This is a genomic window from Anaerohalosphaera lusitana (assembly GCF_002007645.1).
Classification (GTDB): Bacteria; Planctomycetota; Phycisphaerae; order Sedimentisphaerales; family Anaerohalosphaeraceae; genus Anaerohalosphaera; species Anaerohalosphaera lusitana.
Window position 1 is genome coordinate 2,924,503 of record NZ_CP019791.1, and the last position, 17,317, is coordinate 2,941,819.

The window sequence follows — 17,317 nt, forward strand, 5'->3', positions numbered from 1 at the left end:
TTAAATCTGAGCCTTCACTGAAGCCACTATTTTATCAACAGTTGGAATACTTGCAAGCTCCAGCGGCTCACTCATCGGAGGAGGCACATCTTCAGCAGCCAGGTTCACCGGCGGAGCGTCCAGATAATCGAATCCGCATCTGCCGTCTTCAAACTTATAGTTTATCAACTGCCGTGTGATCTCGGACCCGGTACCGCACATGCAGAAACCTTCACTGACCGTGATGAGCCTGCCCGTCTTACGCACCGATGCAGCAACCGTATCGATATCCATCGGCTTGACCGTCCTGAGATCGATCACCTCAGCATCGATGCCGTGCTTGTCCGCCAGCTCTTTCGCAGCATCCAGTGCAAACATCGTCTGCCTGCTGTATGTAACAATCGTTGCATCCTTGCCAGGCCGTTTGATATCAGCCACCCCAAGCGGAATGATATAATCGTCCGTCGGCACGGCCCCCATCTGTCCATAGGTCGCTTTGTGCTCGATAAAGACGACTGGATTGTCGCTTCTGATCGATGCCTTGAGCAGCCCCTTCGCATCATAAGGCGTCGAAGGCATTACGACGTAAAGCCCGGGCACATGCACAAGCCACGCTTCCAGCGACTTGGAATGGTGAGCTGCAATACAGCGTCCAACGCCGCCCTCGGTACGCAGAACCATCGGCACCTTCGCGTGCCCGCCGAACATGTAACGGTTGAACGCACCGTTATGCATAAGCTGATCGAGTGCGATCGTTATAAAATCGACATACATCAGCTCAGCTATTGGCCGCATGCCGCGAATTGCAGCACCAACAGCCGCACCGGTAATCGCAGCTTCCGAGATCGCCGTATCGATCACCCGATCGGTACCAAACTCCTCCAGCAGTCCTTTCGTCGCCTTATAAGCTCCTCCGTACAGACCGACATCCTCACCAAGGATCACGACGTCCTCATCACGCCGCATTTCCTCAGCATGAGCATCCGCGACCGCCTGGCCGATATTCAGCACATCCATACCGAACCCGTCCTTGACCTTCGCCTGCGCCTTCTCACGTATTTCCTTCTTGCTCTTGCCTGTGCCCTCCGCCAAAGCTTTCTCGAACGCAGCCGTAGCGTCATGGGCCTTTTCCGACTGCTGCTTTTCCGCCTTGATTAACTCCTGATCATAGCTCTCTGCGACGTATACATCCTTTGCAAGCTCTTCAACCTTCGGCCATGGACTGTCCAGACCAAACTTCGTAGCATCTTCAATGCACTGCTCAGCGGCCTTCTCTATCTTGTCCAGCTCTTCCTGCGTAGCGAGCTTTTCATCCAGAAGACGCTTGGAAAGCACAATGATCGGGTCGCGATCGCGCCATGCCTTCTCCTCTTCTTTCGTCCTGTACGCTCTTGGATCACTCCGGCTGTGCCCAAACCAGCGATACGTCTTCGCCTCGACCATCATAAGCTTGCTGTTCTTTCTGGCATATTCGGCAGCCTCACGAATACCGCAGAAGACTGAAACAACATCCTGTCCGTCAACGATCATCGCGGGCACATCATACGCAGCTCCGCGAACGGCAATGTCCTCGACATTACTCGCACAAACGGTCCCCTCAACTTCACTCTGTGAGAAAGGAACCGACATGCCGTAAAGGTTGTTCTCGATCACGGCGACCAGCGGAACATCAAAAACGGATGCCATGTTCATCGATTCGTGGAAAGTACCCGTATTCGTTGAGCCGTCACCAAAAAAAGACACAACCACCCGGCCGGTCTTCTTGTACTTCTCCGCCATTGCCGCCCCAACTGCCGGAGGCTGATTACCGCCTACGATACCGGTCGACCCCAGATTACCCTTTTTCACGTCTGCGATATGCATCGATCCGCCCCGGCCGTTGCAGTACCCTGTCTCCCGCCCCATAAGCTCAGCCATCATACGGTTCCAGTGGGTCTGGCGGGCATTGTCATCCTCTGCGTACTTATTACCGATCGCCCCGCAATGTCCGTGACCACGGTGCGTCGAACCGATCACATCGCCCTTTTCGATAGCGGCAATCGCGCCAGTGGCAACAGCTTCCTCGCCAGCATAAAGATGCGATGCACCCTTGATCAGGTTCTGCCCCAGAAGTTCAAAAACCTTCTCTTCAAAAAACCGTATCTCGTAGATCGTTCTCAGCCAGTCGAGCGCATCCTCTCGTGATATTACACCATCTTTGATAAGCTCATTAATAGTGGGTCCGGCAGCGGTCCGCTTGTCATCCACTTTGAATCCCATAAAATCTACTCCTTGTCTTGGTTACGTATGCTGGATCAGAAAATTAACCTGGAATGATACTGTCCCAAGTATACACAATACCAAGCCATAACCAAACATAAATAACACCGACTTTGACACAGAACTAGCAACAATGAACCCGAATCGAACACAAACGATCAGCTTTAAGCTTGATGAAAAAGTCAGATTGGACTATTATCTTGCTATTGAATTGCAAACCTGCTAGAAGCTGTTTCAAAACTGCTTTTGGCTTCTCGGCGAGCAATTTTTTCGTCTCGGCAAGGCGTGTGAAACCGGACATAGCTATTCTATGGGTGGTTTTGCACAACACAGCCGAACGGAAAAAGGGCCGCTGAAAGACAAATCGGAATTTTGAAACCGCTTATAGTTATCAAAGACAATAGTCCACTTGGCTTACAAATGCCAGTGATTTGCATTAACTTTAGTCGATATCGCTTTCCAGGAGAATCTTGAAAATGGCTGACAGTTTTGACGTGATCGTAATAGGCGGAGGACCGGGCGGGTACGCAGCGGCCATCAGATGTGCACAGAAAAACGCAAACGTCGCACTCGTAGAAAAAGCCGAAATGGGCGGCACCTGTCTCAATCGCGGCTGCATCCCCTCAAAGGCCCTGCTCGGTTCTGCACATTTCCTCACACTTGCAAAACACGCCAGGCTCATGGGCGTCGACATCGAAAAGCCCTCCCCAAACTGGACCAAAATGCAGGCCCGCAAAGATGCCATAGTCGAAAACTTCAGCAAAGGTGTCAAAACTCTCGTAAAAGCAAACAAGATCAAGCTCTACGAAGGCATCGGTATCGCAAAGGGTCCCGACACGGTAACCGTACAGACTGACAATGAAGAAGTCGAACTAAAAGCCAAAAGCATAATCCTCGCCACCGGTTCGGTCCCCGTTGAGATTCCCGCATTCAAATTCGACCGCGAAACCATTATAAGCAGCAAAGAAGCCTTGAACCTCAGCGAAATACCAGAATCGCTCGTCATCATAGGCGGCGGAATCATAGGCTGCGAAATGGCCTGCGTCTACGCAACCGTCGGTTCCAGGGTAACCATCATCGAAGCACTCGACCAACTTTTGCCCAACGAGGATGCCTGGGTCGGCAAGATTATGCAGCGGGAATTCAAAAAGCTCGGCATCAAATGCCTCACCAGCCAGAAAGTCACAGGCGTCGACGTAAACAATGACACCGCAAAGGTCAACCTGGAAAGCGGCGAATCCATTGATGCAGACAAGGTACTTGTTTCCGTAGGCCGAAGAGCCATCTGCGACCAGGAAACAATAGAAGCACTTGGCCTGGAAATGCAGGGCTCGACCATCGAGATAAACGAAAAAATGGAAACCAGCGTCCCGGGCGTTTACGCGATCGGCGACGCAGTCGGAACCACATACCTCGCCCACGGAGCCTTCCAGGAAGCCGAGATCGCAGCCGAAAACTCCCTTGGCGGCGACGAAAAAATGGGCGACTATAACCTGATCCCCAAAGCTGTATACTCCTTCCCAGAAGTCGCTTCTATCGGGCTCAACGAGAAAAAATGCACCAAAAAAGGAATTGATTTCACGGTCGGCAAGGCCGCCTTCAGGTCCAACGGCCGTAGCGTAGCACATAACGAAACAGTCGGCGAGATCCGCGTCATCCGCGAAACAGATTCAAATAAGATACTCGGCGTCACAATGGTCGGCGCAACTGTTACCGAAATGATCTCTACCGCAAGGGCTCTGATAGGTACGACCGAAGATATTACCGATGTCTGCTTTGCACACCCCACAGTTTCCGAGGTGCTCAAGGAAGCCTGGGAAGACGCATTCGGGATTAGTCTCCACGTACCTCCGTCACCAAAATAATCTCAGCACACCAGCAGAAATGCAGAAGCCAACCTGTTCCTGCGGCTGGCTTTTGGTCTGTATAAAAAGGGGAAGGATGCGGCCACTAAGTCGCATCCTTCTAAAGTGTGGTCAATTCAGCATTGACCACTCACACTCTTCTCAAGCCGGTCATCTTCCTTATTGACCCCAAATCGGGTCCGATCTGCAGCCGAGAAAACTCTTTTTGTTATTTTCGTTCAAGCTCAAGTACAGGTTCGGTAAAAAGACACCAATCTGCACTGGTGCTGTTCCCTCCGTCGGTCGTAATCAGCGTCAGGAATCGGTCCTCATCACGCAGGATAACTCGTATAGCTCTGGGTCTATCTCCCTCGTCAACTCCATGCAACTGAAATCTGAGCTCCCCGTCAACAAGGACCCAAACACTGCAATTTGTATCTACATTAAAATCTTCGCTGTAAGTTCTAACACCGCAACCAGAGACAAAACTCCCTATACGCAAACCAGGCATGCTGTCTCTGAGCCTCGCAAGGTCAAAGGTGATGCCGCTGTTGGCATGAGCAAGGATGCCAGGCTTTCCGTTCTCGCAATATATATCCTCACCAAACGGCAGCTCAAAACCATCAACAGCAATGTCAACCCAATATTCATTATTAGTGTCCGGACAACCTTCAAATCTGTGCCCCAGAGAACTAACGCAAACCGGACCTTCCCCCCCGTCCGGCACAAAGACGCCGTCGACATACCGGCGTTCCATAACCTGATGATATTGTCCATCTCCAGATTTTATGCTGGGTACAACTTCATCAAACGAACCGATCTCACCGCTGCCAAGCTTGAGCACCTGCATTTGCTTTCCATTGCCGAAACCGTTTCCGCCGGCAACGACATCCGCCAGATTAATCGCCCTACCGGGCACACCTGTAGATCCGGCAGGCGGCATATTCATCACGAACATATCACCCGCAGCATCAAAAACGTCCTTTCGAAGCTCACCCTCTCGATCAACAGAGCTGGCCTGACCTTCTTTAAGCTGTACAGTACTCACAGCCATGTCCCCCGAATCCTTGCTGCTGAGCTCAACAAGTCCATCAAAAACATGAGCCTCGGTTTCGCCCCATGAATCAACTGCAACGCCGAACTCCGTCCCATGATCCACCACTCTTCCGGTTTGTGTTTCGACAGCGAAACCAGCAACTCCATTCTTCACATAGATCCGACCGCTGTCCAGACGCAACCCTTTTTCAGCTTCAAAAGCTAATTCAGCAGGTGCTTGTATAAGGACGCTTGTACCGTTAAAGAACACGATCTTAGCCATACCCTCATCAAGACGCAACTCCTGCCCAACCCTAAGTTCGTCGCCTCGTTCCGTCGCCCCCTCAGACTCGGACCACTTAACTCCATGACCATCCGCAAAGACAGCAACAACAGGCCTTACGGGGACAAAAAGGTATATGAATCCAATAAGCATCAATGCCGCAGCCGATGTTATCGCGGTAAACAAAGCAACTCGCGAAATGGATTTCTCGGAAGGCTTGACTTGGGCCATATCAGGGGCACGCTGCATCTCTGTCTCTTCCCTATCTACAACCACCCCCGCAGCGGTCTTCTCAGCCTGGGCCAGCGCAAGCCATAGCTGCCGCATATCGGTTTCATCACGGCTCACCGATTCACTTACTCGCGCCTGTACTTCTGATGCACAGCAGCATTTCCGCAACCCCGAATGAACTGTCACAAACTCCAGGTAAAACCTTCTCGCGCTGACATCCTCGACGATCAGCCTGTCCAGCTTACGCATGTCTTCAGCAGAGATGCTCCCCTCAAGTGATTCCACTATCAGGTTGCTAAGTGTAGCATAGAATTGAGAGGACCTGTCGCTCATACTACCCCCTCTGTCGTCAGCCGCCTGCGGATACAGCGAAGAAGCATGCTGTTTATCCTGGCAACACTGCGGTAAACTCTGTGAACTGAAGTACCTATAACCTCAGCCACACTCCTTGCGGTGGCACCGGGTGAATACCTCAGTTTGATGAACTGACGGTCCTTCTCGTCAAGCCTTGAAAGGCACGCCCTTAAAGCGTCTAGTCTGGCGTCCAGCTCCTCGGACATTGAATCTGTCTCGGACTCGATAAGACGCAGCGCTTCCTCACTGAGTTGCGCCGTCTGATTTTGCTTGCTTTTGCGAAAATTCAATATCCTGAATTTTGCTATCGTAACCCCCCACGCTGCAAAATCAGTGCCCTCTTCAAATTCGTCAAATTTCTGCCACATTATCTCAGAAGTTTCCTGCATCATATCCTCAGCATCAGCAGCATTTGGCACCATGCTGAGAATGAACGCGTTGATCCGGTAATAATTGGCCGTCAAAAGCTTGACGAACTTCCCGGCATCCGGTCCTGATCCCTTTGTGTTGGTTCCTGAAGTTTCTGCCATGAAATACCACTTTTAAATATTCGCAATGAGTTTCACACTGCAATGTAACGAATCGTGACAAATTTGCGCTATTTTTTGCGTCAATACAAAATATTCAACTCATATCTGGCAAAAAAGAGACAATTACAAGTTCAATACTCCCTCATACCTACTACCTTATTCCTCTCTGATCGTACAGAGTGTTTTTAAGACCCTTTCCGGGTTTTCAGGTTGCCAAAACCCGCGTCCCATGCTACCACTACGCATTCTCTACAAATCCTAGATCAGGCTTGAGCAAAAGAAATAATGAATTCCGAAATTAAAAAAAGCAACAATTTCCCTTTCGCACCCGCAAAATGGCCCTTCTTTTATGGCTGGGTAATCGTCGCAGCAACAACGATCGGCACAATTGCAAGCGTCCCAGGCCAGACCATCGGAGTAGGTGTATTTACAGATAAGCTTATAAACGCCATCGGTCTCTCGCGGACCCAGCTCGCACAGGCATACATGCTCGGCACCGTAACCAGCAGCTTTTTGCTGCCCTATGCAGGTACGATTCTTGATAAATTAGGTTCACGCATAATGGTTATGGTGAGCGCAGCCGGACTTGGCGTCAGCCTTCTTCTGCTGTCGCAAATAGATTTGCTGACTGCACAAATTGAAAGCTTTGCAGGGTTGCTGATTATAACTGCTGTAGGATTCCTGCTCATACGCTTCTTCGGACAAGGCTGCCTCACACTGACATCCCGCGTAACCATCGGCAAATGGTTCAACCATCGCAGGGGCCTCGCCACTGGAATATCCAGTATCTTCATCGCCTATTCATTCAACGCATCCCCGGCCTTCCTCAATTATCTCGTTACGACTTTCACCTGGCAGCAAACCTATATAATACTCGGCCTGATCATAGGCCTCGGCATCACCGCACTCGGCTGGGTATTCTACCGCGACAATCCCGAACAGTGCGGCCTGATCATGGACGGCAAAAAGATTGATCCCGCATCGATCTCGATCAATAAGAAAGTGCCCGAAACCGTCCGCAGCTTCACCCGACTGGAAGCTCTCAAAACGTTCCCGTTCTGGATATTTGCAGCAGCCACCTCCTGGCAGGCCCTGATGATGACAGCCGTGAGCTTTCACATCACATCCATAGGCAAAGAAGTGGCCCTTACGAGGGATCAGACCTACGCCCTGTTTCCCATAATAGGCATTGTAACTGCCATCGTTACCATACTGGCAGCATGGATAAGCGATAAGACCCGTTTAAAATGGTTCCTTCTGATCACGCTAGCCGCACAGTTCGTCGCCGCGCTTGGCGCATACAATATATCTCTGCCGATACTGCAAAACCTATTCATCGCAGGATACGCAGTATCCGGCAGCATCTTCGCATTGCTTCTCACCATAACCTGGCCGCGATACTACGGCAGAAAACACCTCGGAGCCATCAGCGGACTGGTAACCTCCATGATCGTCTTCGCAAGCGCGATCGGCCCATACATTTTCAGCATACTCCGCGACTACTCGGGCAGCTATGACCTCGTTTTCAAACTGTCAATGGTGGTCCCGCTCCTGCTTATCGTGCCGGGCTTTTTCGTAGTAAACCCGCAGCTCAAGTTCCAGGACACATCCAATTAATAACGATCTCTCGGTCCGAATCACTCAGGACCCCTGCAGCTCAGGCTGTTCGTAAAACTTCGCCCGGGCGGTCGCCTTGACCTGGCAGTCCTGTATCAGTTCTGCCTCAAGAAGGAACAGGGGCCTTGAAACCCGCGTGATCCTCGCTGTAATTCTCGCACATTTACCGGTCTGTACAGGATGCCGAAAACGCGTCGTCAGCTCCACCGTAACCGCTGAATGACCATGCGCGAACATACAGTTCCCCATCGCCCCGTCAAAGATCGACGCTATAACCCCTCCGTGTATAATTCCCGGATAACCCTCATACTGCTCATCACAGTCAAAGACCGCGGTAACCCCGCTTCCGTCCTCAGTAAGGACGTAATTAATATTGAGCCCTTTTGGATTCGCCTTGTTACAGACTATACAATTCGGGTGAATATGTTTACGCGTTTGAAGAAGTTCTGTGTCACTGTTTACAGGTTTCATAAGGCCTTTTTACAAAATAATAATTGACTACTCGCTAGCTCCCTGCGCCTCTTCCGCGGGCTCAGCAAGCTTGAATTGAACATTCACCGTATGATTGTTGTTCCACGGCTGTTTTTCTGCAGACGCCGCATATAATGCTATCGGTTTGCCGTCTCCATCGAACAACAACTGAGGCCGTTCAAGGTTGTTCAGCTTCTGCACGCTCCCGTCGGGCTTCGTATACTGCTTCAGCGAAACCAGGCTGTTCTTGGCCGGCCGCCAGTTTTTCGCAGGCGTTGTCGACGTGATCAGAGCAAGAGCACCGAACTGCGGCGCCAGAACCTTCGAACGTGAAAAATTCTTAACGATCGCATAGTACCGCTCCCGCCCCTTATCATACCAGAAGTAAGGATCCTCAGCAGAATAATCACCGCCCTGCAATACCGGCCCGACCAGCTCGAACGGCCCGTCCGGCGACCCCGACGCTGCGCACCAGTGCGTCATATGATCGCCCTTCCCGCCCAAAGGCTTGGCCCGCGACTTGAACATCATATAGTACCTGCCGTCATGTCCCCGTGTAACGCTCGGATTAACCGCCCGCTGATGCGTCTTCTCCTCATCAGGCTCAACGAGAGGCTCATCACATATCTCGAAATCACCCGCAAGAAAATCCTGCACCGACGAAGCAACCGCAACACCGATCTTCTGACCGTTTGCGTATGCATACCACGTATTCGCAATCCCCTCAGCAGGATTCGTGCCGATGTAGTAAAGATACAGCTTGCCGTCGAAACGCTTGATGTGTGGATTATGGGCATTGAAGCGGTGCCACTTGTCCTCTTCCTTCGTACCCGTAATAATGGTCTTGAGATGCTTAAACGGCCCCGCCGGCTCATCCGAAACCGCAACTGCGATCTCCGAATACTTCAGCCAGCCGCGAAAGCCCGAAAACAATTCGTCACCCTCGGCCCGCCCGGTCATCCCCTTCGGCCACCGTGCATAAAACAGATAGTACTTGCCGTCCTCACCCTCGATACCCGAACCGCCCCAGACATAATGGTCCTCCTGCGAAAGTATATTCTCCTCACCAACCGGCTGGATCATCGACGAAATATCAAGATCATTCGTACTCGGCGAGACTATGGCATAACTCTCAGCATCTGCAGAAAAGGCAAGAATGCCTGAAAATCCAAAAAATACAACGACACAAAAAGAACACATTTTTTGCCAGTCCATCTTCACACTCCTTTAAATTTGAAATTATTTCAGGCCTGCTCTTTTCCATTGATAGCCTGCTCATACTTCTTGATGATGCTGTAATATATCTGGGCACTGAGCTTCATCGACTCGGGATGCGCATTCTTGTACTGCTCCACCGCAACACGATCCTCCGCATCTATCTGCCCGTCCGCCAGTATCTCCAGTATCGCCATCTCGCACTCGATATCCTTGCGCCGTTTCTCGATCAGCCGAGCGAGCGTATCGTTGTGAGTCTCGTCCGGCGTCTTCGGCAGTGGACACACAAACCGGTCAACCTCGCCGATGATCAGGTCCAGAATACGAATGTCCTCGGTCAACGCATACAGAGCTCGCCAGATACAAAGCGGGATATGCTTGCGCCTCCCTCCCGTATATTCGTACACGGTCGGAGCCGCCAGATCCGCAGCATTCGCAAGCTGCTGAATGGATATATTATGCGTCGCCAGAACTTCCTGTATAAAGATGTGTTCAGATGTCACTTCTGATAAACCTCTCGTTCTTCGCTGCGGCCGACCCGGCCTCGAATAAGAAACTTTCCTACACCCATAAAATCCGGCCCGGGTTTATGCATCGGCCCATAAACAATGATTTCCAATTATGTGGTTCGCGATCCTTAGGGACCTTAATATTTAACCATGAGCCCGGCCCTGACTTTACGGTGCAATGATAGCGAAAAAGCCTTCAAAGGTCAAAGGATCAAATCGCGTTTCTCGAAAACGCATTCAAGAGGTGGTCATTTTAGGAGATGAACAGATGCGAACTTTACAGCAAAAACGAGAGTATGTAGGCGTAATAGACAAAGCCAGAAACGGCGATCAACACGCCATGGAGCAGTTGATCGAGATGATCAGGCGACGCGTTTGGCCCTTCATCTACAAAAGGGTCCGACATGAGGACATCGCGGCTGACCTGATGCAGGAAACCTATCTTGCCGTCCTCAGAAAACTTCCCGAGTTGGACAACACCCGCGGGTTCTGGCAGTGGGTGTTCACGATCGCAAGAAGCAAGATAATCGACCACATCCGCCGCCGAAACGTGCGTGACCTCACATGGTTTTCCGCGATCGACAGTGCCCAACTGGAGGACCTCATGAGCGACAAATACATCTCACCGGCCAGCGATATGGCATTCGATGAGTTCATGCTCGCATTTCAGCAGGCACGATCGAGGCTGCATGGAAGAGCCCGCCGGATATTCACAATGCGGATGGACTTGCACATGACATATGAGGATATCGCCGACGATCTGGGCTGCACCATCCCTGCAGCCCGCGTTGCATTCATGCGTGCCAGAAAGCAGATCGCCGAAGAGCTGACCCACAACTGCGGATACGGCCCTTGCGAGAAATTCTTTTGATATAAGGATTTACGGTTTCAATTACTAAAAATATCGGTATAATGAGTGGTTAATTTTGATCGGCAGATTCCGGCCGTTCGAGATTTCCAAAAACTGTCATGGAAGGTATTTGAAAGGACTATCATGGATAATATGGAATGGGAAAAGACAATCAGAAAACCTAACAAATTTGTGGTCATCGCAGGAGGTATCCTGATCGCCGTGATTAGCTTTGCCGTGATCGCAGCTATCACAATCGTAAACATAGGCGGTGATCAGGTAGGTATTGTAACAAGAAAATTCGGCGGTGGAAAACTCCCCGCCGGAAAGGTTCTTGCTGTAAACGGTGAAAACGGAATACAGGCTAAAACGCTCGAACCCGGATGGCATTTCTTCAAATGGCCCTGGCAGTACGACATCCAAAAGGTACCAGTCACCGACATTAAAGCCGGATTCGTTGGGCTAATACAGTCAAAAGACGGACGAAGTCTGCCCGAGGACACGATCTACGCGCCGAAATGGGAAGAACCTGACAAGATGATCGATGCTAAGTACTTCCTCAGCGAAGGTAACGGCTACAAGGGCCCTCAACTCACGGTGCTCAGACCCGGCCGCTACAGGCTCAACACAGAGTTATTTGAGATCGAACAAGTACCGGTCACTGATGTAAGGACAGGCGAAGTCGCCGTCATCAAAAGTAACGTCGGCGAACGTACGGAAGCCGAAAATCGCCTTGTCGAAAAGGGCAACCGCGGCATATGGGGCAAACCACTGCTGGGTGGGCAGTATTATTTGCACACGAACGCCTACGAAGTTACAAAGATAGACACCCGACAGGTAAAGGTCAGCTACACCGCTGAACAGGAAAGCGGTGAAATGGCCGGCTACCAGCCCATGCGCCCTATTAACGTACGAAGTAGCGACGGCTATACGTTCCCGGTTGATGTGCGTATCAGCTACCAGATCGAGCCGGAAGATGCACCTAAGATCGTAGCTACCGTTGGTGATGACGACATGGTCCTAAGCAAGCTGGTCACACCACGCGTCCGCGCGATCTTCAGGAACAACGCTGAAAAAGTCAAAGCACTTGGTTACGTACAGGACCGTTCAAAACAGGAAGAGCAAAGCGGCAAGATGCTCGAAGAGGCACTAGGCAAGTACGGTCTCACGGTACTTGAAGTAAGCATCGGCGATGTAGGCGACGAAGAGTCGTTGGGCGACCTCCTCAAGACGCAGACAGACCGCGAGATCGCACTTCAGGAACAAGAAACCTTCGCAGAACAGCAGCGTGCAGCAGAGAAGAAAAAGGAACTGACACGCACTGAGCAGGAAGCCGAAGAGGAAAAGAAGCTTGCAACCGCCGCTTATGCTGTCCAGGTCGCTGAAGAAAACAAAGAAAAGATCCGCATCGAGGCAGAAGCCGAAGCGGCAAAGATCGAAACGCTCGCCCAAGCACAAGCAGAAGCATACAGAAAAGTCGCCGATGTTGTCGGTGAACAGAATGCCGCCCTTCTCGAGATAATGAAGCTTGTATCCGAACAGGGTGTGCAGATCACTCCCGATGTCATGGTAAATGGCGGCGAATCCAAAATGAGCGACGCGCTCATGGGCACGATCCTGCGGGGACAGCTCCAGGACAAGCCCGCTAACAAGAACACATCAAAGACACAAACGCAAAAGTAGAAAGGCACACCAACTTATATGAAGATAGATGAACTCAATTTGAAGCCGCAAATACTTAACGGCCTCAAAAAAATGGGATTCAGCGACCTGACTCCTATTCAGGAAGCAACATACGAACATATCCTCGCAGGCAGGGACCTTGTCGGACTCGCCGAAACCGGCTCCGGCAAGACCGCTGCTGTGGGTATTCCCGTCGTCCAGTCCGTGGACCCCGATCTCGATGCGGTACAGAGCTTGATCATTGTACCAACCCGCGAGCTCGCGCTTCAATACGTCAGCGAGGTCAGCGACATCGCAAAACTCACAGACGTCGCAGCCTTTGCCGTCTACGGCGGGTTCGACATGAACATCCAGCTAGGCAAGCTAGAGCACGGAGTACAGATCCTAGTCGCAACACCGGGCAGACTGATCGACCTGCTATACAACAGCCCGCTCCGCCTCAATGAGGTCAGAACTCTCGTCCTCGACGAAGCTGACGAAATGCTCAACATGGGATTCGTTACAGACATCGAATTCGTCATGTCATGCCTCGTCCACGAGCACCAGACACTGCTGTTCTCCGCTACGATGCCCAAAGAGATCAAGCAGCTCACCAGCAAATATCTCAAGGACCCGGTCGAAGTCGAACTCATCGAAGAAAGACAGTCACCTCAGAGCCTAGAACACCAGTTCGAACAGGTCAGCAAAAACGACCACTTCGACAAGCTGCTCAATGTGCTCAAACAGGACGATCTCGAGCAGGCCATCGTGTTCTGCAACAGCCGACGCACATGCGAGAACGTCTTTAAGAAACTAAAGCACAAGATCGACTCAGCCGAGATCATCCACGGCGGCATCGATCAGTCCAAGCGGACGAGCCTTTTCAACAGGTTCAAAAAGAAAAAAGTCAAGGTGATGATCGCCACCGACATCGCTGGACGCGGACTCGATTTCAGCCACACCAGCCATGTCATCAATTACGATTTCCCCAAAGGCCCCGAGCCCTACACCCACCGCACAGGCCGAACAGCACGAATGGGCCGACGCGGCGTTGCCGTAACATTCTACGGCCGAGGTGATCTGCGGGCACTCAAAAGCATCATCCGCAAAACTCACATAAAACCCGTCTGGCGCGGCGAAGCTCCCGACCTCGACAAGATCGGCGGCGGCAGGGGCCGGTCTGGCGGGAGGTCGCAGAAGAGGTCGCGGCGGCGGTAAAAAAACCAACAGCCGACGCAGATCCGGCGGAGGCAGAAACCGCCGATCAAAATCCGGCGATAATAAAAAACAAGGCAGTTAAACTGTCGCATTGAGATAAAACAAAGGGCACCGAAAGGTGCCCTGTTTAATGCGCAAATATTCAAAAAAATTTGTTAGCAGCTACTTCGCAACCCGCTCCATATATTCCGCCTTAAGCTTCGCGAAAACCTCAGCTTCCTCAGCGGATGTCCCCCTACACTCAAACAGGAACGGCCCAGTATAACCGGTCTCCACCAATGCATCCATAACCGCCATCCAGTCGATCACACCCTTGCCCGGCAGCCAGTGCCGCTCATCCTTCGCATCATAATCCGCAATATGCAAGGTCGTTATCCGATGCCCCGCTGCCCTGACAAACTCCTCGGTAGTCTCCTGCAGCAGATGGTTCGTATCGCAGCATATCTCAAGTCGTTCATCCACGGATACCAGCTCGAGCAGCTCTGTACTCGTATTGCCCAGGCACGTCCGAGGCAGACACTCCACAGCGATCGCGATATCATGCCCTGCCGCAATATCCGCTATCTCTTTCAGTGATGCCTTGCACGCCGCGAACTTGGCGGCCCGTTCCTCGGTCTTCACAGGCTCAAAACTCGCATGCAATATCGCCTTCTTAGCACCCAATGGCTCGATTGCTCCCAGCAGGGAATCAATGTTCGCAACCGCCTTCGCCCTCGCCGCATCATCCACCAGCGACGGATCATAAGCAGGCCCATATGGTATATGCACCGACCAAATCTCGATACCAACCTCATCGGCCGTTTCCGCTAAACGTTCGGCCTGAGCATTCGCACCAGCGAACTGCTCCTCATTCTGCGCATAGGGCAATCCCACCTCAATGCAGTCAAAACCCAAAGACTCGATCTCCGCCAGCTTAGCCTTATCCAGCGTCGCAAGTTTCTCGCTCCAGGGCGAAGTCCCCAGCCTCCAGTCATCAACCCGTTCCGCCTTGGAAACAGGCGTACTATTGCATCCAGCCGTCAAAAACAGCGAAACAACACATACAGCCGCAACGATTCTCACACTCGTCATTTCACACTCCACAAAAAAATTTACACCTTGATCACACCCTTCTTAAGGATCACATTAGCATACAATGCCCCTTCGGAAGTTGCAACAACTGCATATGCTCCCTTCGCCCGTTCATAAAAATCGAACCGATCAACAAATTCGAATTCGCCAAACGGCTCACCGCTGGCCTGAACGATCTTATCATATTCCTGCCATATCGTCGGCTTCGTATTATCGCCCGGCACCACCTGCATCAGCGATACCGGTTTATCCACATACTCATCCAAAGGAAAGACCGAAAGAATAGCCTCAAGCAGATCCGGCACATTATGGCCGTCTGCACGAATGAGCCTCTGTGCGAGAGAGGCAGATGGGAAGTTCCCGTCCGCCAGCACGATCTCGTCGCCATGACCCATTTCCATCAGAACCTTCAGCAGTTCCGGCGAAAGTATGCTCGGTATATTTTTGAGCATGGGTTCATTCCTTTATGTTAAAGCATCTGTTTATAAGAATTTTCACCACCATTGATCAGATGGATCAGCGGCTGAGGTCTGTCGACGCCCTCAATGAACGAAGGTCTTGCCGCCCACGGTGCAACGCTCAACACACCCGTCAAATCCATCCAGTGCTGCATGCGAGCAACAGGCAGGTTCCACGACATATGGAAGTGATTCGCAACCGCGTACTGCTTGTACTCGACCATCGAAGCATACTTCGGCACGACAAACGTGTGCGGCCAGTTCCAGTTCGTCAGATTGCACATGGCCTTCTCCAGCTTCTCCGGAACCGTCGTCGTTTTCGCCTCGTCCCAGACCATCGAGAACTTGCCGTTGACCGCACTGTAAGCCATCCTCGCCGCAATACCGTCAATACCCGCCGGCGTCATGAACGTAACACTGTTACCGCCGCCCGGGAAGTACCCCGCATCCGCCAGCGGCATCTGAACACCGGACATAAGATCCTCAACGGACGTACCAGGCAGACCCGCCCAGTTGAACGACGCCGACCCGGAATTATTGCCGTCAACCAGCCCCTTCTCGATCCAGTCGGTATCCGTTGGCAAACCGCTCAGCCCGATCTCGTCGGCAAGCTTCTTGATCTCCCACGATTCCCACACCTTACGCAGGTCCATGAACAGCGGTGGTTCGCCGCCGCTCAGATACGTCGTAAACAACATCGTCAGCAACCCCTGCACATCCGCTTCCGTAGCATAGGGCTTAGCAGTCTTCGGCCCGTTATGGTCAAACGTAGAGTTAAACAGCGACTCCATGCAGTCCGCAACAGGCAGCGGCAGTCCGCGTGAATCCGAACCCCACTCGAGCTGCGACATAAACCCGCCGCCGATAGCATTCAGATCCGACATAATATCACGAACGACCAGATACATCGCCAGCGACTGGTTGAACCGCTCCCCATCCGCCGAATCCTTCAGCTCCAGCCTGTCACCGACATGCTTGTCTATCCAGCCGCGAAGCTCTTTAAGCTCTTTCTCGTCATAAGCCTTCTTGCTGATCATATCCGCCAGCAGCTTCATATCCAGCCGCGTAATCTCCAGTCCGAAAGTGTTCCGCGTCGGAATAACATGCGCCAATGCTGTCTCCATCCCCATCGAATCATGGCCGAAAACAACCACACGTCGCCCGCGAACAGCAACCGCCGTCACTGCCGCATAGCACCAGTCGATCAGATTCTTCGCCGTCTGCTCAGTCATCTGCGGATCCAGTCCCGTATCGGGCCACGTCCCCACATTCAACGAAACCATCTTGCCGTACTGACTGATCGCACCGTTAAGCGCATGAGCGTAAACAACGCCAGGCTTCGGCCCGCTGTTGCCGCAGGTAATATTGATCGGCGTGTTCGCGGGGAACTGCTGCAGAAGCGAAATACCCGTAAGCTGAGGAAACGCCCAAGTATCAGGACAGCAGATCAGAATATCAACTCCCGCTTCACGGAACTGCTGAGCGACGATATCCGCCTGCGCCTCGCTGTCGATCAAAACATCAGAATAAACCACCGGAGCCGGCGTCTTATCAGGAAGCAGAACCGCCCCGCTTATGGTGTTCGCAACCATCTTGATAATGTTCTTGGCCCGCGTACGGCTGTCCTCATCGATACGGGGATCACACGGAGAAAATACGCCGATCGTTGGAACCTTAGGTGTGGATTTGCCGATCGTCGGCAGACATTTTGCTTCAGACATTTTCAATACT

14 protein-coding genes are annotated in these 17,317 nt (G+C 51.9%); 5 read left to right on the forward strand and 9 right to left on the reverse strand.

Translation table 11 applies throughout. The annotated features are described in order from the left end of the window. On the reverse strand, nt 1-2,238 hold the full coding sequence (locus STSP2_RS11760; protein WP_146662890.1) for an alpha-ketoacid dehydrogenase subunit alpha/beta: 2,238 nt from the start codon (nt 2,236-2,238) through the stop codon (nt 1-3). Nucleotides 2,239-2,714: 476 nt separating this feature from the next. Here STSP2_RS11760 and lpdA point away from each other — a divergent pair, with 476 nt between their 5' ends. Next, nucleotides 2,715-4,103, forward strand: a complete 1,389-nt coding sequence (gene lpdA / locus STSP2_RS11765) for a dihydrolipoyl dehydrogenase (RefSeq protein ID WP_146662892.1) — start codon at nt 2,715-2,717, stop codon at nt 4,101-4,103. A gap of 208 nt (nt 4,104-4,311) precedes the next feature. Here lpdA and STSP2_RS11770 read toward each other — a convergent pair whose 3' ends face one another. Together STSP2_RS11770 and STSP2_RS11775 are read right to left on the reverse strand one after the other, a co-directional pair. Further along, the gene (locus tag STSP2_RS11770; RefSeq protein ID WP_146662894.1) at nt 4,312-5,964 is read right to left on the reverse strand and encodes a FecR domain-containing protein; all 1,653 of its coding nucleotides are present in this window, start codon (nt 5,962-5,964) and stop codon (nt 4,312-4,314) included. Continuing rightward, complete coding sequence (locus STSP2_RS11775) at nt 5,961-6,515, reverse strand: sigma-70 family RNA polymerase sigma factor (protein WP_146662896.1); 555 nt, start codon at nt 6,513-6,515, stop codon at nt 5,961-5,963. Before STSP2_RS11775 ends, STSP2_RS11770 begins: the two co-directional genes overlap by 4 nt. Before the next feature lie 285 nt (nt 6,516-6,800). On the opposite strand from STSP2_RS11775, the gene STSP2_RS11780 reads away from it, so the two are divergent. Further along, nucleotides 6,801-8,132 (forward strand): MFS transporter, encoded by a 1,332-nt coding sequence (locus STSP2_RS11780; protein ID WP_146662898.1) that lies wholly within the window; start codon nt 6,801-6,803, stop codon nt 8,130-8,132. Nucleotides 8,133-8,156: 24 nt separating this feature from the next. Here the strand turns inward: STSP2_RS11780 and STSP2_RS11785 are convergent, their stop codons facing one another. The 3 genes from STSP2_RS11785 to STSP2_RS11795 are packed head-to-tail and all read right to left on the reverse strand — an operon-like array spanning nt 8,157 to nt 10,321. Next, nucleotides 8,157-8,603, reverse strand: a complete 447-nt coding sequence (locus STSP2_RS11785; protein WP_146662900.1) for a PaaI family thioesterase — start codon at nt 8,601-8,603, stop codon at nt 8,157-8,159. Nucleotides 8,604-8,630: 27 nt separating this feature from the next. After that, nucleotides 8,631-9,818, reverse strand: coding sequence for a glycoside hydrolase family protein (locus tag STSP2_RS11790; RefSeq protein WP_146662901.1), 1,188 nt, complete (start codon nt 9,816-9,818; stop codon nt 8,631-8,633). Nucleotides 9,819-9,847: 29 nt separating this feature from the next. Then, nucleotides 9,848-10,321 (reverse strand): hypothetical protein, encoded by a 474-nt coding sequence (locus tag STSP2_RS11795; RefSeq protein WP_146662903.1) that lies wholly within the window; start codon nt 10,319-10,321, stop codon nt 9,848-9,850. Between the two features lie 274 nt (nt 10,322-10,595). Here STSP2_RS11795 and STSP2_RS11800 point away from each other — a divergent pair, with 274 nt between their 5' ends. The 3 genes from STSP2_RS11800 to STSP2_RS11810 all read left to right on the forward strand — a co-directional run bounded on the left by STSP2_RS11800 (nt 10,596) and on the right by STSP2_RS11810 (nt 14,057). Beyond that, nucleotides 10,596-11,198 carry an RNA polymerase sigma factor gene (locus tag STSP2_RS11800; RefSeq protein WP_169853181.1) on the forward strand — a complete coding sequence of 201 codons (603 nt, stop codon included), beginning with the start codon at nt 10,596-10,598 and terminating at the stop codon, nt 11,196-11,198. Nucleotides 11,199-11,321: 123 nt separating this feature from the next. After that, nucleotides 11,322-12,860 carry an SPFH domain-containing protein gene (locus tag STSP2_RS11805; protein WP_146662907.1) on the forward strand — a complete coding sequence of 513 codons (1,539 nt, stop codon included), beginning with the start codon at nt 11,322-11,324 and terminating at the stop codon, nt 12,858-12,860. Between the two features lie 18 nt (nt 12,861-12,878). Beyond that, nucleotides 12,879-14,057, forward strand: a complete 1,179-nt coding sequence (locus STSP2_RS11810; RefSeq protein WP_146662909.1) for a DEAD/DEAH box helicase — start codon at nt 12,879-12,881, stop codon at nt 14,055-14,057. A gap of 162 nt (nt 14,058-14,219) precedes the next feature. Here the strand turns inward: STSP2_RS11810 and STSP2_RS11815 are convergent, their stop codons facing one another. The 3 genes from STSP2_RS11815 to STSP2_RS11825 are packed head-to-tail and all read right to left on the reverse strand — an operon-like array spanning nt 14,220 to nt 17,307. Next, a complete protein-coding gene (locus tag STSP2_RS11815; RefSeq protein ID WP_146662911.1) occupies nt 14,220-15,128 on the reverse strand; it encodes a sugar phosphate isomerase/epimerase family protein in 909 nt (302 codons plus the stop codon). Between the two features lie 20 nt (nt 15,129-15,148). Beyond that, nucleotides 15,149-15,580, reverse strand: coding sequence for an L-fucose mutarotase (fucU, locus tag STSP2_RS11820; RefSeq protein ID WP_146662913.1), 432 nt, complete (start codon nt 15,578-15,580; stop codon nt 15,149-15,151). 17 nt (nt 15,581-15,597) lie between these two features. Continuing rightward, entirely contained in the window at nt 15,598-17,307 is a 1,710-nt protein-coding gene (locus tag STSP2_RS11825) for a hypothetical protein (RefSeq protein ID WP_146662915.1), read from the reverse strand. Nucleotides 17,308-17,317: the final 10 nt, after the last annotated feature.